Source organism: Pseudomonas sp. EA_5y_Pfl2_R50 (genome assembly GCF_963970475.1).
Classification (GTDB): domain Bacteria; phylum Pseudomonadota; class Gammaproteobacteria; order Pseudomonadales; family Pseudomonadaceae; genus Aquipseudomonas.
The window spans coordinates 193,985-214,010 of the sequence record NZ_CAXAPT010000009.1; the positions used below are offsets into that span (position 1 = coordinate 193,985).

17 protein-coding genes, 6 tRNA genes and 1 pseudogene are annotated in these 20,026 nt (G+C 59.5%); 10 read left to right on the plus strand and 14 right to left on the minus strand.

What is annotated here, in order from left to right:
- Positions 1-36 precede the first annotated feature (36 nt).
- Positions 37-444 carry a PA2817 family protein gene (locus tag AACY19_RS17375; RefSeq protein WP_339452241.1) on the plus strand — a complete coding sequence of 136 codons (408 nt, stop codon included), beginning with the start codon at positions 37-39 and terminating at the stop codon, positions 442-444.
- A gap of 64 nt (positions 445-508) precedes the next feature.
- On the opposite strand, the gene AACY19_RS17380 is transcribed toward AACY19_RS17375, so the two are convergent.
- Complete coding sequence (locus tag AACY19_RS17380) at positions 509-1,507, minus strand: LysR family transcriptional regulator (protein ID WP_339452243.1); 999 nt, start codon at positions 1,505-1,507, stop codon at positions 509-511.
- A gap of 90 nt (positions 1,508-1,597) precedes the next feature.
- On the opposite strand from AACY19_RS17380, the gene AACY19_RS17385 reads away from it, so the two are divergent.
- The 3 genes from AACY19_RS17385 to AACY19_RS17395 all read left to right on the plus strand — a co-directional run bounded on the left by AACY19_RS17385 (position 1,598) and on the right by AACY19_RS17395 (position 3,725).
- Positions 1,598-2,224 carry an alanyl-tRNA editing protein gene (locus AACY19_RS17385; protein ID WP_339452245.1) on the plus strand — a complete coding sequence of 209 codons (627 nt, stop codon included), beginning with the start codon at positions 1,598-1,600 and terminating at the stop codon, positions 2,222-2,224.
- Between the two features lie 90 nt (positions 2,225-2,314).
- On the plus strand, positions 2,315-3,085 hold the full coding sequence (locus AACY19_RS17390; RefSeq protein WP_339452247.1) for a 2OG-Fe(II) oxygenase: 771 nt from the start codon (positions 2,315-2,317) through the stop codon (positions 3,083-3,085).
- A gap of 1 nt (position 3,086) precedes the next feature.
- A complete protein-coding gene (locus AACY19_RS17395) occupies positions 3,087-3,725 on the plus strand; it encodes a LysE family translocator (protein ID WP_339452249.1) in 639 nt (212 codons plus the stop codon).
- Between the two features lie 53 nt (positions 3,726-3,778).
- Here AACY19_RS17395 and AACY19_RS17400 read toward each other — a convergent pair whose 3' ends face one another.
- On the minus strand, positions 3,779-5,191 hold the full coding sequence (locus AACY19_RS17400; RefSeq protein ID WP_339452251.1) for a saccharopine dehydrogenase NADP-binding domain-containing protein: 1,413 nt from the start codon (positions 5,189-5,191) through the stop codon (positions 3,779-3,781).
- Between the two features lie 305 nt (positions 5,192-5,496).
- On the opposite strand from AACY19_RS17400, the gene AACY19_RS17405 reads away from it, so the two are divergent.
- Complete coding sequence (locus AACY19_RS17405) at positions 5,497-7,236, plus strand: dipeptidase (RefSeq protein WP_339452253.1); 1,740 nt, start codon at positions 5,497-5,499, stop codon at positions 7,234-7,236.
- A 141-nt stretch (positions 7,237-7,377) separates the two neighbouring features.
- Here the strand turns inward: AACY19_RS17405 and AACY19_RS17410 are convergent.
- From AACY19_RS17410 to AACY19_RS17435, 6 genes are all read right to left on the minus strand, one after another.
- A tRNA-Gly gene (locus AACY19_RS17410) sits at positions 7,378-7,453 on the minus strand.
- Between the two features lie 2 nt (positions 7,454-7,455).
- Positions 7,456-7,531: transfer RNA gene (locus AACY19_RS17415), tRNA-Glu, on the minus strand.
- Positions 7,532-7,588: 57 nt separating this feature from the next.
- Positions 7,589-7,664 (minus strand) — tRNA-Gly (locus AACY19_RS17420).
- A 3-nt stretch (positions 7,665-7,667) separates the two neighbouring features.
- A tRNA-Glu gene (locus tag AACY19_RS17425) sits at positions 7,668-7,743 on the minus strand.
- Between the two features lie 104 nt (positions 7,744-7,847).
- Positions 7,848-7,923: transfer RNA gene (locus tag AACY19_RS17430), tRNA-Gly, on the minus strand.
- A 2-nt stretch (positions 7,924-7,925) separates the two neighbouring features.
- A tRNA-Glu gene (locus AACY19_RS17435) sits at positions 7,926-8,001 on the minus strand.
- Between the two features lie 384 nt (positions 8,002-8,385).
- On the opposite strand from AACY19_RS17435, the gene AACY19_RS17440 reads away from it, so the two are divergent.
- Complete coding sequence (locus tag AACY19_RS17440; RefSeq protein WP_339452255.1) at positions 8,386-9,144, plus strand: hypothetical protein; 759 nt, start codon at positions 8,386-8,388, stop codon at positions 9,142-9,144.
- 170 nt (positions 9,145-9,314) lie between these two features.
- On the opposite strand, the gene AACY19_RS27940 is transcribed toward AACY19_RS17440, so the two are convergent.
- The 4 genes and pseudogenes from AACY19_RS27940 to AACY19_RS17455 form a co-directional block, all read right to left on the minus strand.
- The gene (locus tag AACY19_RS27940) at positions 9,315-10,196 is read right to left on the minus strand and encodes a methyl-accepting chemotaxis protein (RefSeq protein ID WP_445262315.1); all 882 of its coding nucleotides are present in this window, start codon (positions 10,194-10,196) and stop codon (positions 9,315-9,317) included.
- A pseudogene (locus AACY19_RS27945) lies at positions 10,176-11,459 on the minus strand (HAMP domain-containing protein); the annotation flags it as partial. The pseudogene AACY19_RS27945 and the gene AACY19_RS27940, both read right to left, overlap by 21 nt.
- Entirely contained in the window at positions 11,392-12,783 is a 1,392-nt protein-coding gene (locus AACY19_RS17450) for an aminotransferase-like domain-containing protein (RefSeq protein WP_339452259.1), read from the minus strand. The pseudogene AACY19_RS27945 and the gene AACY19_RS17450, both read right to left, overlap by 68 nt.
- 185 nt (positions 12,784-12,968) lie before the next feature.
- Positions 12,969-13,730 carry an SDR family oxidoreductase gene (locus AACY19_RS17455; RefSeq protein WP_007917441.1) on the minus strand — a complete coding sequence of 254 codons (762 nt, stop codon included), beginning with the start codon at positions 13,728-13,730 and terminating at the stop codon, positions 12,969-12,971.
- Between the two features lie 236 nt (positions 13,731-13,966).
- Here AACY19_RS17455 and AACY19_RS17460 point away from each other — a divergent pair, with 236 nt between their 5' ends.
- Positions 13,967-14,971, plus strand: coding sequence for an NADP-dependent oxidoreductase (locus AACY19_RS17460; RefSeq protein ID WP_339452263.1), 1,005 nt, complete (start codon positions 13,967-13,969; stop codon positions 14,969-14,971).
- 126 nt (positions 14,972-15,097) lie between these two features.
- Here the strand turns inward: AACY19_RS17460 and pyrF are convergent, their stop codons facing one another.
- On the minus strand, positions 15,098-15,796 hold the full coding sequence (gene pyrF, locus AACY19_RS17465; protein WP_339452265.1) for an orotidine-5'-phosphate decarboxylase: 699 nt from the start codon (positions 15,794-15,796) through the stop codon (positions 15,098-15,100).
- Positions 15,797-16,092: 296 nt separating this feature from the next.
- Between pyrF and AACY19_RS17470 the strand changes: the two genes are divergently transcribed.
- The 3 genes from AACY19_RS17470 (at position 16,093) to xopAW (ending at position 18,752) form a co-directional block, all read left to right on the plus strand.
- Positions 16,093-16,842: a response regulator gene (locus AACY19_RS17470; RefSeq protein ID WP_445262314.1), complete on the plus strand. Its 750-nt coding sequence runs from the start codon at positions 16,093-16,095 to the stop codon at positions 16,840-16,842.
- Positions 16,842-17,891, plus strand: a complete 1,050-nt coding sequence (locus tag AACY19_RS17475) for a sensor histidine kinase (protein WP_339452269.1) — start codon at positions 16,842-16,844, stop codon at positions 17,889-17,891. Before AACY19_RS17470 ends, AACY19_RS17475 begins: the two co-directional genes overlap by 1 nt.
- Positions 17,892-18,125: 234 nt before the next feature.
- Positions 18,126-18,752: an EF-hand domain-containing protein gene (xopAW, locus tag AACY19_RS17480; RefSeq protein WP_339452271.1), complete on the plus strand. Its 627-nt coding sequence runs from the start codon at positions 18,126-18,128 to the stop codon at positions 18,750-18,752.
- A gap of 178 nt (positions 18,753-18,930) precedes the next feature.
- Here the strand turns inward: xopAW and AACY19_RS17485 are convergent, their stop codons facing one another.
- Positions 18,931-19,983, minus strand: a complete 1,053-nt coding sequence (locus tag AACY19_RS17485; RefSeq protein WP_339452273.1) for an AI-2E family transporter — start codon at positions 19,981-19,983, stop codon at positions 18,931-18,933.
- Between the last annotated feature and the right edge of the window lie 43 nt (positions 19,984-20,026).

Consider the following 20,026-nt stretch of genomic DNA (forward strand, 5'->3'; position numbering starts at 1 on the left):
ACTCCCGCGCCCGTTTTGCTCTTGAGGACTTATCTCGTGTCCAACCTCGTTGCCGACCATCTTGTTTTGCTCGACCACCTGCGCAGTATTCTGGTCGCCGTAGGTGAGGCCGATCAGGTTCCCGAAGAAAGCCATGCCTTGTTCCTGGAGCGCTTCGACGAGCTGCTGGCATCCTTGCCTATCGATCCGATCGAAAGCCAATACCTGGGCCAGGACATCCTGACTCAAGTGATCTCTCGCTACCCGCAAATTGCCCACCTGATCCCACGGGATCTGCTGTGGTTCTTCGCGGGTGACTGTCTGCATTACCTGTCCGACGAAGAAATCGACATGTATCAGGCACTGGAAGAACGTCGCTACGAAGCCGAACAGAACGACGAGCCGTTCGACTGGAATCAGGAAAAACAGCTGATGGCGATGTCCGCCCAGGACAGCAAGCACTGATTTTCACCGCACAATGAAAAGGCCCGCATGGTTGTCCATGCGGGCCTTTTTTTCGCGCAGTGCGTTAAAGCAGACCTTCGCTTTCGGGCAATTCATACTCCATCGAGACCGTGCTGCCGTCACCCGATTTACCGGGTTTACTCAGCGTCGGCTCCTTATCCAGAGACTCCACCAGAAAATCGATAAACACCCGCAACTTCGGCGGCAAGTACCGCGTTGGCGAGTGCAGCAGCCAGAGCCCACCGTGATAGGACGCGAGGAATGTCCAGTCCGGCAATACCTGCACGATCAACTTTTGCTCCAAGGCATACCGCGCAGTGAAATACGGCAGGCTGCCAATACCAATGTGCTGTAACACCGCGCCCAAACGCACGCCCGTGTGATTGGCGGCATAGCGCCCGCGCACGCCGACCGTGACCGCTTTGTTGCCCTTCTTGAATTTCCAGCGCGCATCGCTCGGGGTTTCGCCCAGATAAATGCAGCTGTGGTTGAGCAAGTCGTGGGGATGAGTCGGCGTACCGTGTTCGGCCAGATAGTGCGGCGTCGCGCAGAGCAAGTGGTCGATGGTCAGCAATTGTCGCCCGACCAATCCGGCCGGCGGACGGTCAGTGATGCGGATCGCGAGGTCGACATGATCGTCAATCAGATCGACCTGCCGGTCTTCCAGCAACAACTCGACATCGACCTTGGGATAACGCCGCAAAAACTCCGGCATATGTGGATGAATCACAAAGCGTCCTACCGCTTTCGGCACGCTGACCCGTACCAGCCCTTCTGCTTCGTGAGTGAACTGGCCACTGATCTCCATCACCGATTTCGCAGCGCTGACCATTTCCTGACAGCGCTTGAACACTTCTTCCCCGCCGTCGCTCAGGCGCAGTTTGCGCGTGGTGCGTTGCAGCAACCGTGTGGCCAGGGCTTTCTCCAGCCGCGAGATACTGCGACTGACCGCCGATGGCGATGAGCCGAGTTGCCGGGCCGCCTCAGAGAAGCTGCCCGTCTCGACGACCTTGACGAAAATCGCCATTTCACCCAGCAATGGCAACGGCAGATTGATGCTCACAGCGCACAAGTCCTTTGATGTTTGAACGGATTATCACGTTATTGCACGATTCATATAATAAAAATAGAAACTTTCATAAGGGCATCGAATATGACGCTTCGCCTGTTTTTCCATAGCGATGACCTCAAGGCGAACGTGGAAGTCCTCGACTGCACGCCACACGAGCATGAATTTGCCGTGGTACTGCGCGCCACGTTGTTCCACCCGCAAGGGGGTGGTCAGCCTTGCGATACCGGCTGGATCGGCGAAAGCCAGGTGCTGCGCGTGGTGCAGGAGCCGGATCGAATCGTGCACTTCGTCGATCAACCGGTAGCGCTCGGCATGACGTGCATTCGCGTCGACGAAGAGCGCCGTCGCTTCAACACCCGCATGCATTCGGCCGGGCATTTGATTGGCCACTTCGTCCAGGCCCTGGGCTGGACGCCGATCAAGGCGCACCACTGGCCGGACGAAGGCCGGGTGCAATTCAAACCCGGTGATGCCGCGCAGGAAGTCGAAGCAGAGACCGTTCAATACGGTATCGGCCAGTGGATCGAGCACGATTTGCCGCGCCTCGTCTCGCTGCGTGAAGGCGCGCGGGAAATCGGTTTTGGTGAACTCCCGGCCTATGGCTGCGGTGGCACCCATGTACGCAGCCTCAAGGATCTGGGCACAGTCACCATCGCGTCCCTTTCGCAGAAGAAAGGCACGCTGTCCGTCCACTACAGCGTGGATTGAGCATTTCGGACGCGGCTTTGCGCAGCGTCCGTCGCCGGGGGAACCGCATTCGCCGGTTCCGTTGACTATCGATAGATGGACCTACACAACATGATGCTAGACGTCGAGCGTCTCGATGAGACGTGCATAAAAAAACTGGCCAACGAAGAAGTCCTCGCCATCCGCGTCAAAGGCTTTTTGCCCCAGCCGCTGGCAATCGAGATTGGCGACAAGATTCTTGCGCCAGGCTTTGAGGGCTACATCAACGCTCCGAGCATCGGGCGCATCGGCATGGCGTTTTACGAGGCGGAAAACCAGCCGCTGCTGATCGAAGATTACTTTGAGCGCGCCACTCGCAACATTGCCGAGTTGCGTCATCGATGCGCGCCCTACTCTTCGCCGGTCGACACCTTGCGCTGCATGCTCGACGAATCCTGGCCCGCCGGTGCGCATCTGGAAAACCTCTACGGGCGCAAAATGTATGTCGGTCTTTCGCGGGTGGTGAAGCCCGGCGTGTGCTTCCTCGCCCACCACGACATCTTCGCCAAGGACGCCCCCGAGAGCTTCCAGGCGCGCAGCCTCGAGGCGCAGTTTGCCTGCAACGTCTACCTGAACATGCCCACCGAAGGTGGCGCATTGCAGATGTGGGACGACGACATCACGCCGGACCAATTCGACGAGATGCGCGGCGACAGCTATGGCATCGACCCGGCACTGCTCGGGGCGCCGGCCCTTGAAGTGCGGCCGGAGCCGGGCGATTTCATCATGTTCAATTCGCGCTGCATGCACTCGGTGACCCCGGGCGTGGCGGATGCGCGCTTGAGCCTTTCCTTCTTTGTCGGCTATCGCGGCAATGCTTCACCACTGACTTTCTGGAGCTGAGATGTATTCGAATTACCTGGGCGAGTTTCTCGCGCTGGCCACCATCCATTTTCTGGCTGTGGTCGCTCCCGGCCCGGACTTCGCCGTGACCATTCGTCAAAGCGTCCGCTTCGGACGATTAGTGGGGATTTGCACGGCGCTGGGTATCGGCGCGGGAATTTCCGTGCATGTGCTGTACACGCTGCTCGGAGTTGGCGCGTTGATGCACACCACGACATGGCTGCTGAACGTGGCCAAGGTCGTGGGGGGCGCCTACATTCTGTACCTCGGTGTCAGCCTGATCCGCAGTAAACCGAAAACCGCCCTTGAAGGAGAAAAAGCCACAGACGAACCTCTGGTTGAGCAATCGCTGTTCAAGGCGTTCAGCACCGGTTTCCTGACCAACGCCACCAATCCCAAGGCCACGCTGTTCTTTCTGGCGATCTTCACCACGATCATCAGCGCCACCACGCCGCTGCAAATCCAGGCGCTCTATGGCGTATGGATGTGTTTTGTAAACGCGTTGTGGTTCGTCATCGTCGCGCTGTTTTTCTCCAGCAGTAAAGTGCGCTTGCTGTTTATGCGCATGGGCCACTGGTTCGAGCGCAGCATGGGCGTGATTTTGATTCTGTTCGCCGGTCGCTTGGTGCTGTCGATGTGAATGCCCCGGCAACACACCCCGCCAGTCGACCTGGCGGGCTCCCCTTCGACACATTACGCAATGCGAAATTGCTCAAACTGCCACTGATCGATGCCCTCGGGTTCGCAACGCAGCAAGTGTGTCGGACAGTCCGTTGGACGCCAGTCTGTCTGGACTCCTGTCATTGTGCCGAGATACGGTCTGGCCAGTTGCAGGATCTCCTCGTGGTCCATTTGCTCCGCCTCGACGATGCCTCTGTCCGGGTGTCGTACCGCCCAGATAATGCCCGCAAGTACGCCGGCAACGACTTGCAGGCTGGTTGCCGTGTTGAAGGGTGCCACGGCCCTTGCTTCATCCACGGTCAACAGCGATCCATACCAATAGGCGTTTTTCGCGTGCCCCATCAACAACACCCCCAGCGCATCAACGCCACCCCGGGCGATCTCTGCACACATGATCCGTTGCCTGGTCTGGGGCCGCCACCCGTGTCCAATCAACTCATTGACCGATAGCAACGCGTCATCGCAAGGGTGATAGGCGTAGTGCACGGTAGGGCGATAAATCACTTTTCCGGACTTTCTCACCGTCAGAAAATCCGCCGTTGAAACGGTTTCGTGATGGGTAATCAGCAAGCCCAGGCAGGCGCCGCCTTCGGGCGTCCAGGTTTTTACTTGCACGCTCGCGCCCGGACGATCCAGATAGATGGCATTGCCCGATCCAAACAGATGACGCTTGGCGTCGACCGGCCAGGTTTTCTCATGAGTGCCAAGCGACAGTTCTGCAGCCTGGCGCCCCTCACTCAAAAAACCCTCGACCGACCAGGTATTGACGAATTCATCCTGGCTCTTGATGCGGCGCGAGCATTGCGTATCTCTTTCGGCGACATGGATGACTTTCACGTTCATTTCCATCGCCAGCGCGGCCCAGTCCACGCCTGCTCGCGTCTTGGGCACAGGGGTTTTCAGCTCCTGCGCCAGGCAGATCAAGGCCTCTTTGAGAAAATGAGATATCAATCCCGGATTGGCGCCATGTGCGATGACCGCCGTGGGGCCTTTGGCGAGCAACTCACGCAAGCGCAGCATTTGATGACGCATGGCGTAGTTTGTACGTTCGGACAATGACAATGAGGGGTTTTCATATCCGCCTTCCCAAGGTTCGACACAGGTATCGAGGTACAACACCCCTGCGGCGGCGCAGTAACTCACCAAATCGATCGAGCTGACATTCACCGATAGATTGACCAGAAAGTCACCGGCCGTCAGCACGCTGTCAAGAATCTGTGCGTAGTTTTCCGGGTTCAGGGCGCACCTGATCAAGGTGACTCCCTGCGCTTCGAACCACTGCGAGTCCTCAATAACCGGCGCTATAACCACAATGGTTTTGACGTTGATTTCGTGCTGTTCAAGCAGCAACGGCAGAACTGCCTTGGTAATGGAACCAAATCCGACGAATACGAAATTCCCTGTAAAGTGAAATTGACCGTCCATAGCCTGACTCCTGTGCATGCTCGCAAACTGATCCGTTCGCCTTCCGCTCCCGGACTCAGATTCTGTATGCGCCGGTCAAATACACCTGTCTACTGTCAACATTGACAGGTGCTGGCCGGGAACAACGCTCACTGCCACAAATAGCTTGCTCGGCTTGTTTCATTTCTGCGCCTCTTTTGCATTTCTGTGCGACAGATCAGGTTTCAAGACTCCCTTGGCAGTCACTCACGGTGTTAGGTTACAAAACGTTTCTGCCGCATCCGACAGAAACGTCCCTTCCACTGTCTGCAAGGAATGCCTGCGTAATGGACTCCACCCTCAAGCAACTGGCCGCCGCTACCCTGATGCTCGCCAGTCTCGCGTCGTTCACTACCGCCGCTCAAGCCAACATTACCCCACAGCAGAGTGCGGTCATCCTTAAATCCTTCGACGACAAAAGCGTCACGGACTTCCGCGAGTTTTTGAGCAGGCTGGCCAAGAGCGATATCGCCAAAAGCGACAATCTCGGTCCAGCCATCAACACTTTCCTCGACAACAAGGCATTGAATGCCGAGCAGCAGAACGAAATCCATCGCCTGCTGGGCATCTACACTCGCGTGAAGTACGGCAAAGCCGCGCTGGAAACCCTGCGCGAGCTGGTCGAAATCCCGACCTTCCAGAAGGAAGGTGTGGCGCAGCACGATAATCCTGAATTCATCAAGATCGCCGCCAGGATCAAAAGCCTGGCCGAGTCGTTCAACCTGAACTTCCGCAACGTCGATAACCGCGTCTACGAAATCTCCCTCGAAGGCCAGGGCGACGAAGTCGTCGGTATTCATGCTCACGCGGACGTGGTGCCGGTCACCCCGGAAAACTGGGTATTGAAGGACGGCACCAAACTTGATCCCTTCAAGGTCACTCTGATTGGTGATCGCATGTACGGTCGCGGCACCGAGGATGACAAGAACGGCATCGTCGTCGCGATGTACGCCATGAAAGTGATCAGGGAAGAGAAGCTGCCGCTGGCGCGCAACTTCAAACTGCTGATCGACACCACCGAAGAAACCACCGGTGACGCGATCCCTTACTACTTCGAAAAAAACCCTACGCCGGCCTACAACATGGCCCTGGACGGTGGTTACCCTGTCGTGATTGCCGAGAAAGGCTACGGCACCGTGATGGCCAGATTTACCAAGCGCACCGCTGAAGGCAAAGGCGCAGAAATCACTTCGATGACCGGCGGCCTGGCGACCAACCAGATTCCATCAGCGTCCGTCGTCACTTTGGCGAGCGACAAACCTGCCGAACTGGTAGCCAGCCTGCAAAAGGCCGGGGCTGAATTCGCCAAACACAATGGCGGCGACTTCGAAGTCGCTGCCAAGGTTGATGGCAAAGGCGTCAAACTGACGGTGACCGGCGTTTCCGCGCACTCCTCCGAGCCGGAATCCGGCGTTAACCCGGTGGCGCGCATGCTGGTGTTCATCAACAGCCTCGATGGCAAAGTCGCCCTCAAGCATAACCAGTTCACCGACGCGGCTCGTTACGCCGCCGACAACTGGGGCCTGGATTATCTGGGTAAAAAACTGGGCGTAGGCTTCGCCGACGATTTCATGGGGCCGCTGACCACGTCTCTGACTTACGTCGGCGAGGATGACAACGCGTTCAGGCTGGCAGTGAATCTGCGGGTGCCGAAGGGCAAATCCCCGGAACAACTCAAGGCTGAAATCGCCGACAAACTGAACGCATGGACGAAGAAAACCCACATTGCCGTGGCGTTCGATTACTCGATCGCCGACCCGATGTATCGCAATCCGGAAGGTGAATGGGTCAAGGCGTTGCTGGCGGTGTCCACGGAAAACCTCGGCATGAAGCACGAGTTCGGTACCTCTGCCGGCGCCACGTCGGTTCATGAACTGCCTAACGGCGTGCAATTCGGCCTGGCTCGACCTGAAGTGAAATACACCGGCCACACCGATGGCGAGTTCAAGAGCGTTGACCAGTTCTTGCTGGATCTGCAGATCGTCACCGAAATGATGGGCCGCATCGGGCAATTGCCGAAGCTCTGATTCATCGTTCAAACCCGGTCGCGGCTGTTGGGCCGGGCTCAGGCACAAAAAAAGGACCTGCAAAGGTCCTTTTTGGTGGGCGCGATAAATCGCGCACAAACAAAAACGCCGATCATCACTGATCGGCGTTTTTGTTGAATATGGAGCGGGAAACGAGACTCGAACTCGCGACCCCGACCTTGGCAAGGTCGTGCTCTACCAACTGAGCTATTCCCGCAATGGCGTCCCCTAGGGGACTCGAACCCCTGTTACCGCCGTGAAAGGGCGGTGTCCTAGGCCACTAGACGAAGGGGACACAGGCTACAACTTTCACTAATAAAAACGCCGCTCACAGAGCGGCGTTTCTAGAATTTGGAGCGGGAAACGAGACTCGAACTCGCGACCCCGACCTTGGCAAGGTCGTGCTCTACCAACTGAGCTATTCCCGCAAATGGCGTCCCCTAGGGGACTCGAACCCCTGTTACCGCCGTGAAAGGGCGGTGTCCTAGGCCACTAGACGAAGGGGACACGCTACCCGGAACACATGGTGTGTGTTTCGGTGTCCAGACCCGCATCCGAGGACTTGGTTCTGGTTTCACTCAGCACCGCCCGAAAGCACTGCTGTTTAAAATTGGAGCGGGAAACGAGACTCGAACTCGCGACCCCGACCTTGGCAAGGTCGTGCTCTACCAACTGAGCTATTCCCGCATTGGCGTCCCCTAGGGGACTCGAACCCCTGTTACCGCCGTGAAAGGGCGGTGTCCTAGGCCACTAGACGAAGGGGACACACTACAACATTCACTTCCTGCGGCGCTTAACTGTGTGCTTTACGCTGCAAGTGGCGCGCATTCTATGGATGGATTGAGAGGTCGTCAACCCCCAGATATAAATTTATTTAAATCAATGACTTCGCCCTGCTTTACCGGGCCGATCAGGCTTTTCCGTCGCCCAACGTTTGACGCCTATATTCCGCCACCCGCCAAGACGTTATAGTCCACGCCACAGTGATGGCAATCTGCACATCAAGCGCCAGCATTCATATAAGCCGCGCGCGGCCGATACAGATTGAACACGCCGATCCAACTCGTCGAGCGGCGCTAGGCGCGTCAATGCCCAGCCACTAAACTCGCATGCGAACCCTTTAAAGAGGTCTTACCGGTGACACCACTCATGATCACCCTGCTCGTCGTAGCCGGGATCGCAATCCTGATCGCCATTGGCTACATGAACCATGTAGTGGAAGCCAACAAGCTGGAAAAGGCTCGCACCAAAGTCGAACTCAACGACCGCCTGCGTCGCTGCGGCGAGCTGACCGAAACCTTCCCGGGCCAGTTCATGACGCCGGCGCTCAAGTTGCTGCTGACCCGCCTGGAGCTCAATGTCTGCCAGCGCCTGCTGAACCTTGAGAAAACCAGCGCCACCACCAAGGCACGCATCACCGAATTGAACGCCCTGGTCGCCCAAGGCGAATCGATCCCGGTGAACAACCCGCCCGCGCCGATCCAGACCGAAGCCAAAGCCAAAGACGTCCGTTTCCTCCTTGAAGCCCTCCACGGCCAGGTCACCCGCGCCGCCCACGACGGCTTCCTGGCACCGAACGAAGCCAAGCACTGGATTCGCGAAATCCGCCACATTCTGGTGCTGCTGCACATTGAGTTCTTCAACAACCTCGGCCAACAGTCCCTGCAACAAAACCAGCCCGGCCAAGCCCGCCTCGCCTTCGAACGCGGCGCGCAATACCTGCGCAAACAGCAAGACCCACAAATGTATGCAGAACAACTGCAGTATCTGGAAAAGCTCCTGGCCCGCGCCAATGCCCAGGTCATGGACAAGATTGCCCCGGTCGAAGGCGAAGAAAACCAACTGACCGCCGGCCTCAAAGATGTCGAGGCGGATGCGGACTGGAAGAAGAAAGTGATCTACGATTGATTACCGATGCAAAGAAGCCACCGAAAGGTGGCTTCTTTTTGGGTGATGGTTGTAGCGATGCGGCGGACAGCACAGTGCCATCGCTGGCCAGCCAGGCTCCTACAGTGATTGAGACCGACCGACAGAAAAGGTCGGCTGTCAGAGGGTGTCAGGCCCCAGCATCAAAAGCGTCAAAGCCGAAAATGCCCCACCATCCCCCGCAACTCACCCCCCAACTGCGCCAGTTCAACACTCGAAGCCGCATTGCCGCGCATCGCCAACGAAGACTGATCCGCACTCGCACGAATGCTCGTCACACTGCGATTGATCTCCTCCGCCACCGAACTCTGCTCCTCGGCCGCCGCCGCAATCTGCTGATTCATCTGCTGAATCAATGAAACCGCCGCCGCAATACTGCCCAACGCACTTTCCGTCTGCAGCGCATCACTGACCGCCAGCTTCACCAGTTCGCCACTGCTTTGAATCTGCTGCACCGATGCATGCGCCGCCGCCCGCAATGCACTCACCAGCCGCTCGATCTCCTCGGTCGATTGCTGTGTACGCCGCGCCAACGCGCGAACCTCGTCGGCCACCACCGCAAAGCCCCTGCCCTGCTCGCCGGCCCGCGCGGCCTCAATGGCCGCATTGAGCGCGAGCAGGTTGGTCTGCTCGGCCACGCTCTTGATCACTTCAAGCACCGTGCCGATATTCTGAATCTCCGCGCTGAGGCTCTCGATGCTGCTACTGGCCGAGTTCGCCGAATCCGCCAATTGCTCGATTCGCGCCATACTTTGACGCACCACCTGCTGACCACTCTCGACCTTGCCGTCCGCCGTCTGCGCCGCCAGCGCCGCCTCTTCAGCATTGCGTGCGACGTCATGCACGGTAGCGGTCATCTGGTTCATGGCCGTGGCGACCTGCTCGGTTTCCTCCTTCTGACTGCTGACCTCAAGGTTGGTCTGCTCGGTCACCGCCGACAGCGACTGGGCCGAACTGGCCAGTTGTTCGATGCCTGCCTGCAACCCGCTGACAATCGTGCTCAGCCCCGCGCCCATCTGCTGCATCGCCAGCATCAATTGGCCGATTTCATCACGACGGGTCACCTCGATCGACGCACTCAGATCGCCCGCCGCGATTTGCTGCGCGACCTCAATCACCCGGCGCAGCGGCGACACGATCAGCCGCGTGATCACCCACGCCGCGATCAGCCCGACCACCAGCGCCAGCACCGAAGAGCCGATGATCAGCAGCGAGTTTTTCTGCAGTTCGGCCTGCATCGCGGCGTCTTCAGCGGCGTAGGCCTGATCCACCCGCTCCACCACTTGGGCGGCGCGCTGGCGCAATTGCTCGTAGACGGTTTTTTCCTGCGCGAGCAGCCCGGTGTATTCGGCCAGTTTGTCGTTGAAACCGGCGATGTGCCCGGACACTTCGTTAAGCACGGTCAGATAGCCCTCATCCTTGACCGTGGCCTTCAACGCTTCGGCCTGGGTCTGCGCCTGCGCGGCCTGCTCGATATTGCCTTTGCCGGCACTGTCGGCATCGCCCTTGCGACTCTGATCCAGACGCACCCGTGCTTCGTTCATCGCCTGCAGCATCAACTGCGACACCTGGCTGACCTGACTGGCCTGCTCGATGAACTGCGCGCCATCCTTGCCCTCGGTGTCCTTGAGGGTATAAGCGCCATCATCGGCAAGCCCGGCCTGCAACACATCGAGGTTGTTCGCCACGCTGGACACCGACCAACTGGCCATTTCCAGCGCGAGATCCTTGGCCTGGGTCAACGAAACGAATTCATCGAACGCCTTGCGATAGGCCCCCAGGGATTGCTCGACATCGCTCATCACCGGCACATTGGCCGGCGATTGCGCCTTGAGCTGGTTGGCCTGGGCAATCAACCCGTCCACCCCTTCGCGCAAGGCGTCGGCGGTTTTCGGGTTGTTGCGCAAGGCGTATTCCTGCTCCAGCAGCCGCACGTTGAGCAGGCCACTGTTAAGCGCAGACATCTGCTTGAGCCCATCGAATCGGTGACTGATGGTTTGCAGTGACCAGACACCGATAGCCGCCACCAACGCGGTCAGCAGCAACACCAGTACAAACCCGATACCCAGTTTTTTCGCCATACCGAGGTTGGCAAAACGTCCTTGCACGGCCGAAATCATTGCGCGAAGCCCTCCTGCCAGAGTCGATGGACGAAGATTCGCAACGGCCATGAGGCAGCACAAGTCTCTGGCGTCGGAATAATGGCAAAAAGCTACGCTCGCGTCGTTTTCAGAACGCTTGAGGTCGATCCACACGAGTGCTGCGAAAAAACTGCCGGGCGCGTGGGTCGCAGGCATACGCTACATTGATGCGCTGCCAGTCGCTGGCTTCACCGCTGGGGCTGAACGTCTGCGCCATTGCCAGGCTAACGTCGCTGCCGTGAGCCTGCCGGCGCAGTCGTACCGGATCGGTCACCGGTGCACGCGCCCAGATGAACAAGCCACCGCACGGCTTGCCGAAAACCTCCCAATCGGCATCTTCCAGTGCCTGCAATGCGGCGGCCCGGTCGATATTCAAACGCTGACGCTGACGAGACACCAGCTTGCGGTAGGCGCCGCTGGCCAGAAGACTGGCCAGCACCGCTTCATTGAAGCTCGATGTGCCCAAGCTGCAGATCATCTTGACCCGGGCCAGACGGTTGATCAGCTCCTGATCCGCCAGCAGGAATCCGACGCGTAACGAACTGCTCAGGGTTTTCGAAAAACTGCCGACGTAAATCACTCGATCATCCAGCGCCGCCAGCCGCGTACCGTTGCCGTTGTGCAGATCAGCGTAGACATCATCTTCGATCAGGCGCACATCGAATGCCTTGCACAGCTTCAGCACCTGTTGTGCTACCGCAAGACTCAGGCACGAGCCCGTGGGGTTCTGGTGATGACTGTTGATGAATACCGCGACCGGCTGGAATTGCTCCAGCAGACTTGCCAGCGCGTCGGTATCGGGCCCGTTCGGCGTGCGGCGGACCTCGAGCAAATGCACCCCGTGCAGGCGCAACAGGTCAAACAGCGGCGCATACCCGGGACTCTCCACCACCACCGAGTCACCGGCCTTGAGCAATGTTCGCACAATCAGATCAAGGGCATGGGTAGCACCGCCGGTGGTCAGAATCTGCTCTGCATCGGCCTGGACATTGACCAGCCTGAGACGCTTGACGATTTGCTCGCGCAACGCCGGCAGCCCGAGGGGCGAACTGTAGCTGAACAGGCTACTCATGTCGGTCCGGGCGACCTGGCCGATGGCGTAACTCAAGTCATCCGACTCGCGCCAGCTCTCAGGCAAGCCACCGCCGCCGAGATTCAATTTTCCCGGCAATCCGCCACGTCCCGGGCCTGCGACGGTGCTTGCGATGGTTGCAGGCTCCAGGCGCCTTGAGCCTGCGCCGGGCAAAGCCGCCACCATGAATCCTGTTCCCGGCCGCGAGGCCAGAATGCCCTGCGCAACAAGGCGCTCGCAGGCCTGTACCACGCACGACTGATTGAGCAGATTGCACCGGGCTATTTGCCGCACCGAGGGCAGTCGTGTGCTCGGTGGGACGCCGTTTCGCGCGATCCAGTCGATCATCCCGTCAACAATCTGCTGCACGACCGGCACCATTGCCTGTCGATCAATTCTCAATTCCATGAGCACGCAAACTCCAGTCCGTTTTGCTGGCGGCAGTAAATCACAGCCTCGACACACAGCCTGTGCGACAACGCCGGCAAAAGCGAACGATCTAACTCCTTGATACACATTGTTTAAGAGAGTGTGGAACTAAAGCCAGGCATGAAAAAGCCCGCATTGCGCGGGCTCATCTGTAGCGTTCGGGCTCAGAACGCCGTAACGCCACCGTCAACCGCCAGCGAATGACCGGTGGTGAACGCGGCGCCATCGCTGCACAGGTACAGCACAGCGCTGGCGATTTCTTCGACTTTGCCGATTCGCCCGACCGGGTGCATGGCGTTGGCGAACTCGCCTTTCTTCGGATCGGCTTCATAGGCGCGGCGGAACATGTCGGTGTCGATCACCGCTGGACACACTGCGTTTACCCGGATTTTCTTTTTCGCGTACTCGATGGCCGCCGATTTGGTCAGACCGATCACCGCATGCTTGGAAGCGGCATAAATGCTCATCTTCGGCGCTGCACCCAGCCCGGCCACCGACGCCGTGTTGACGATCGCCCCGCCGCCTTGGGCCAGCAGCAACGGCAACTGATACTTCATGCACAGCCAGACACCTTTGACGTTGACGCCCATGATCGCGTCGAACTCGTCCATCGAGCCTTCGGCCAGTTTGCCTTTCTCGATTTCGATCCCGGCGTTGTTAAAGGCGTAATCGAGGCGTCCGTAGGTGTTGATGACCTCGTCCATCAGATTTTTCACTTCGCTTTCGACCGTAACGTTGCAGCGCACGAAGGTCGCTTCGCCACCGGCTGTACGAATCAGCGCCACGGTGCCCTCGCCGCCTGCCGCATCGAGATCGGCCACCACCACTTTCAAGCCTTCGGCGGCGAACGCCTGGGCGGTTGCGCGGCCAATGCCGTTGGCCGCTCCCGTGACGACGGCGACCTGACCGGAAAACGTCATGCTCATTGTTATGTCCTCGAACGAAGCGGCTGTGGAAAAGCTGGATGCTGCAGCATAGCCACACACTCGGGCCGGGCGTCAGCACTATCAAATGGCTGTTTATGCGCCCATGCATTGCAGTGATAAACATGTGCGGGTGACTATCACTGCACTGGATCGAAGTGCATTCGCCGCATGAGCCAACCTTGCGGGATGGACGTTGAAGGTCTATCAACAAGACTTCATCCATTCGAGTGACTGCCATGACTTCTCAGACCAATCGCCAGTTCCTGCTCGCCAAGCGTCCGGTGGGTGCCGCTACCCGCGAGACTTTCACCTATCAGGAAGTACCGCTGGGCGAACCGGCGGCAGGACAGATTCTGGTCAAGAACGAATACCTGTCCCTTGATCCGGCCATGCGTGGCTGGATGAACGAGGGTAAGTCCTACATCCCGCCGGTCGGTCTTGGTGAGGTCATGCGTGCACTGGGCGTCGGTAAAGTCGTCGCTTCGAACAATCCGGGGTTTGCGGTCGGGGACTACGTCAACGGTGCCATTGGCGTGCAGGATTATTTCCTCGGCGAGCCCAGAGGTTTCTACAAGGTCGATCCGAAACTGGCGCCGTTGCCGGTTTACTTGTCCGCGCTGGGCATGACCGGCATGACCGCCTACTTCGCCCTGCTGGAGGTCGGCGCCCCCAAGGCGGGGGACACCGTAGTGTTGTCCGGCGCAGCCGGCGCGGTGGGCAGCATCGCCGGGCAGATTGCCAAGATCAAAGGCTGCCGCGTGGTCGGCATTGCCGGTGGCGCCGACAAGTGCAAATTCCTCATCGATGAACTGGGCTTCGATGGCGCCATCGACTACAAGTCCGAAGACGTCGTGGCCGGCCTGAAACGCGAATGCCCGAAAGGCGTCGACGTGTATTTCGACAACGTCGGCGGTGACATCCTCGACGCCGTGCTGAGTCGCCTGAACATGAAGGCGCGGGTGGTGATCTGCGGTGCGATCAGCCAGTACAACAATAAGGAGGCGGTCAAAGGTCCGGCCAACTATCTGTCGCTGCTGGTCAATCGTGCGCGGATGGAAGGCTTTGTGGTGATGGACTACGCGGCGCAATACGCCAGTGCAGCGCAGGAAATGGCCGGCTGGATGGCCAAGGGGCAACTCAAGAGCAAGGAAGACATTGTCGAGGGACTGGAGACATTCCCGGAGACACTGATGAAATTGTTCAGCGGCGAGAACTTCGGCAAGTTGGTGCTGAAGGTTTAAGGCCACCACAAAACCAATGTGGGAGCGAGCCTGCTCGCGAAAGCGGTGGTTCAGTCAATATTGACTTCGACTGATACACCCTCTTCGCGAGCAAGCCCCCTCCCACATCTGGATCTTCAGTGTTGCTTAGGCGATTTCGGCCACGACCGAAGCCAGCGCCTTGGCTGGATTGGCCGCCTGGCTGATCGGACGGCCAATCACCAGATAATCGGAACCGGCATCCAGGGCCTGGCGCGGCGTCAGAATACGGCGCTGGTCGTCCTGGGCGCTGCCCGCCGGACGAATGCCCGGGGTCACCAGTTGCAGCGACGGGTGCGCGGTTTTCAGCGCAGTGGCTTCCAGCGCCGAGCACACCAGACCGTCCATGCCAGCCTTCTCGGCCAGCGCGGCAAGACGCAGCACTTGCTCCTGCGGCTCGATGTCCAGACCGATACCGGCCAGATCTTCACGTTCCATCGAGGTCAGCACAGTCACGCCGATCAGCAATGGCTGCGGGCCGCTGCGCTTGTCCAGCTCTTCACGGCAAGCGGCCATCATGCGCATGCCGCCGGAGCAGTGCACGTTGACCATCCACACGCCCATCTCGGCAGCGGCTTTCACAGCCATCGCGGTGGTGTTGGGAATGTCGTGGAATTTCAGGTCGAGGAAGACTTCGAAACCCTTGTCACGCAGGGTACCGACGATTTCCGCGGCGCAACTGGTGAACAGTTCCTTGCCCACTTTGACCCGGCACAGTTTCGGGTCCAACTGGTCGGCCAGCTTCAGTGCGGCGTCACGGGTGGGGAAATCCAGGGCGACGATGATAGGAGTCTGGCAGGCGGACATGAATGGGCTCTCAGGCAGGTCGAAATCGGCGCGCATTGTAGCGGAACCGGCGGCGGCGCGGCACCCGATGATCGGTAAATCGTCGAGCCAACCGTGATCAGCATAGCCTGCGCTGTTATTGTGTCGACTTCGATACACAACCGACATGCCGCCAACACGCGCCCGCGCTAGCCTCGCCAGCCGCAACACGTCCTTACATCAGCACTTCCCGCCTCTTGGCCGGACGCCTATGCTGAAACCACCACCTCGCAGCCCATCTTTTGTGGTTGGCGGCCTACTGGCAGATGAACAGCCCCATGCACAACCCCCAAACGACCGTGACGGATGAGCAGAAAGACGACAAACGCTGGAGCATTCGCGCCCTGATCGTCGACGATGACGTGCCGATCCGCGAGCTGATGATCGATTACCTCGCGCGCTTCAACATTCACGCCAGCGGCGTGACCGACGGCGCGGCCATGCGCAATGCGATGCAGGCCGAGCATTTCGATGTCGTGGTGCTCGACCTGATGCTGCCCGGCGAAGACGGCCTGTCGCTGTGCCGCTGGCTGCGTGCCGAATCGGATATCCCGATCCTGATGCTGACCGCCCGCTGCGAACCGACCGATCGCATCATCGGCCTTGAACTGGGCGCCGATGACTACATGGCCAAGCCGTTCGAGCCACGCGAACTGGTTGCGCGCATCCAGACCATTCTGCGTCGGGTACGCGATGACCGCACCGAGCAACGGGCGAACATCCGCTTCGACAACTGGCGCCTGAACAGCGTGCTGCGTCAGTTGATCGCCGACGATGGCCTGGTGGTGCCGCTGTCCAACGCCGAATTCCGCTTGCTCTGGGTCTTTATCGAACGCCCGCGCCGGGTACTCAGCCGTGAGCAATTGCTCGACGCCGCTCGCGGTCGTTCGATTGAGGCGTTCGACCGCAGCATTGACCTGCTGGTGTCACGTCTGCGACAGAAGCTCGGCGACGATCCGAAAGCACCGCAGTTGATCAAGACCGTGCGCGGTGAAGGTTACCTGTTCGACGCCAGGGACATCGGCTGATGCGGGCGCGCTTCGACACGCTGTTCGGACGCCTGTTTGGCGTGCTGTTCGTCGCGATTGTCCTGGCGCATCTGCTGGCGTTTGCCTGGTTCCGCTTCTACGGTCCGCCCCCGCCTCCGCCCCCGCCGGAGTTCGCCCAAGGCGCCGAGGGACAACCGATGGCGCATGATCCGCGTTACCCGCCACGGCCACCGCGTCCGTGGTTTGGGGGCCCGGTGGTGCCGCTGACTTTTCAGTTCATCACCTTGATGATCGCCGCGTGGTACGGCGCCAAACTGCTCAGTCGCCCGATCCAGCGCCTGAGCGATGCCGCCGAACGCCTCAGTGAAAACCTCGACAGTCCGCCCCTGGACGAGTCTGGCCCGCACGAAGCACGGCAAGCGGCGCACACGTTCAACCTGATGCAGCAACGTATCCTCGAGCAGGTGCAGCAGCGTGCGCGGATGCTCGGCGCGGTGTCCCACGACCTGCGCACGCCGTTGTCACGCCTGAAACTGCGCCTGGAGAACATCAGCGACGGCAAGCTGCAAGGCCAGATGCGCCAGGATCTGGACGACATGATCGGCATGCTCGACGCCACGCTCACCTACCTGCACGAACAGCGCACCAGCGAGGCGCTGCAAATGCTCGACGTGCAGGCGCTGGTCGAATCGCTGTGCGAGAACGCTCAGGATCAAGGCGCGGATGTGCAGGTCAGCGGTCATTGCGCGCCGATGCCGGTGCAGCCGATGGCGCTGCGTTCGTGCATCAACAACCTGATGGACAACGCACTGCGTTATGCCGGACAGGCGCGCATTGAACTGCTGGATCAGCGCGAACAACTGCTGATCCGCGTGATCGACCACGGCCCGGGGATCGCCGAGGACAAGCGAGAAGCGGTGTTTGAACCGTTTTATCGCCTGGAAGGTTCGCGCAACCGCAATTCCGGCGGCGTCGGACTGGGCATGACCATTGCCCGCGAGGCGGCGCAGCGATTGGGAGGCCAGCTCAATCTTGAAGAAACACCGGGCGGCGGCCTCACCGCCATCATTCGCCTGCCCCGCCCCTGAGAGCACCACCGACCCATTGTGGGAGCAAGCCTGCTCGCGAAGGCGTCAGTTGATCCAGTAACGCTTTTGCATGCATTGGCCTCTTCGCGAGCAGGCTCGCTCCCACGGGGGTCGGCGGCGTTCATTCCATCGTGTGTACCGACCGGTACAAACCCCACATACCCCCGACAACTTGCGCCCTGACGCTGCATAAGCCGGTACACCCACCGGTTTCCATTCCAGGGAGTGAGCCCGATGATCGGTAGCGTCAGCAACTACACGAGTTACACCAGCACCAGCAACACCGCCACGCAAAACGCACGCAGCACGCAACTGCAGAAGGAATTGTTCGCCAAGCTCGACAGCAATGGCGACGGCGCGGTGGATCAGGACGAACTGAGCAGCGCCCTGTCGCAGAAGTCCGACGATGGTCTGTTGGTCAACCTGAGCAAGCAATTCGGCGATCTGGACAGTGACGCCAGCGGCAGCCTCAGCGCCGAAGAAATGACCGCGATGACCCCGCCTCCGCCACCACAAATCAACAGCGACGAACTGTTCAGCCAGCTCGACGCCGATGGCGACGGCAGCGTAACCGCGACCGAACTCGACAGCGCACTGCAAACCAGCAACAACACCGCAACGACCAGCACCGACACCAGCGCAGCATTGCTCAAGGCACTGGATAGCGACAGCAACGGTGGCGTGAGCAGCGACGAACTGAAAGCCGCATTACAGGCAGGACGCGAGCGCCCGGACGACGAACAGACCGTCTCGACCCAAAGCACCACTGAAGCGCTGAACCGCATGATTGCCAACTTGAGCAAACAGTACTCGCTGGAAAAAACTGCGTCGGTGGGCAAATACCTGAATGTCGCGACGTGAGTTGATCAGGTGAAAGGTGATCGTTTCCAGGGCTGGGTTTGGGAACGGTCATTTGCGTACATTCCGGGGAGGGTTGGTTGATTGAATGGCCCCTTCGCGAGCAGGCTCGCTCCCACCGTTTGAATCGGGTGCATTCCGGAAGAGACTGATCGGCTCTCAGGCCGCCAGGTCCAGAGGCCTAGCGCCGATCCTCAACCCGCCCCTGACTCTTGCTCCAGTCCGTCAACAAACTATAAGCCACCGCCAACAACGTAGGCCCGATAAACAACCCGATAAACCCAAACGCGATCAACCCGCCAAACACCCCGAGCAGCACAATCACCAACGGCAAATTCCCACCGCGGCTGATCAGGTATGGCTTGAGCACGTTGTCCACGCCACTGATGATGAACATCCCCCAGATCCCGAGAAACACCGCCATCCCATATTCACCCTTCCACGCCAGCCAGGCCGTGGCCGGCACCCACACCAACGGTGGGCCCATCGGAATCAGACTGAGCAGGAACGTCACGATCCCCAGCACCAGCGCCCCCGGCACGCCGGCAATCAAAAACCCGATCAATGCGAGAATCGCCTGCGCCGCCGCCGTCCCGATCACCCCGTTGACCACCCGCTGCACCGTCCCGGCCACCAACTCGATGTAATACCCGGCGCGATCACCGATCAGACGCTCCAGCAGACTGTGCACGAATGCCGCCAGCCGCGGCCCGTCACGGTAGAAAAAGAACACGAAGACAATGCTCAACGTCAGTTCGAGGATGCCGCCGCCAATCTGCGCACTGCGCGCGAGCAACCAGTTGCCGACCTGCCCCAGGTACGGCTTGACCGAGGCCATCAACGCCGCACCCTGCTGATCGATGCTGTTCCACAAATTCACCAGCCGCTCGCCAACAAATGGCACCGTAGCGAGCCAGACCGGCGCCTCCGGCAAGCCATCGACCTGCACATCCTTGATGAACGCCGTGGCATCGCGCACATGATCGGCCAGGTTGAAACCCAGCCAGACCAGAGGCGCCGCCACCAGCAACATCCAGCCCAGGGTCAGGATTGCCGCTGCCAGCGATTCTCGGCCGTCGAGCCAGCGGGTCAGCAGGCGCATCAGTGGCCAACTGGCAAATGCCAGCACCGCGCCCCAGAACAGCGCCGACCAGAACGGTGCCATCACCCACAGGCTGGCGCCAAACAACACCAGCAGGAGGATCTGCACGAGCAGTCGATCATTATTGAGCATGTCAGGTCTCGAAAAAGTCAGTCAGGCCAAGAGTAGGCGAACA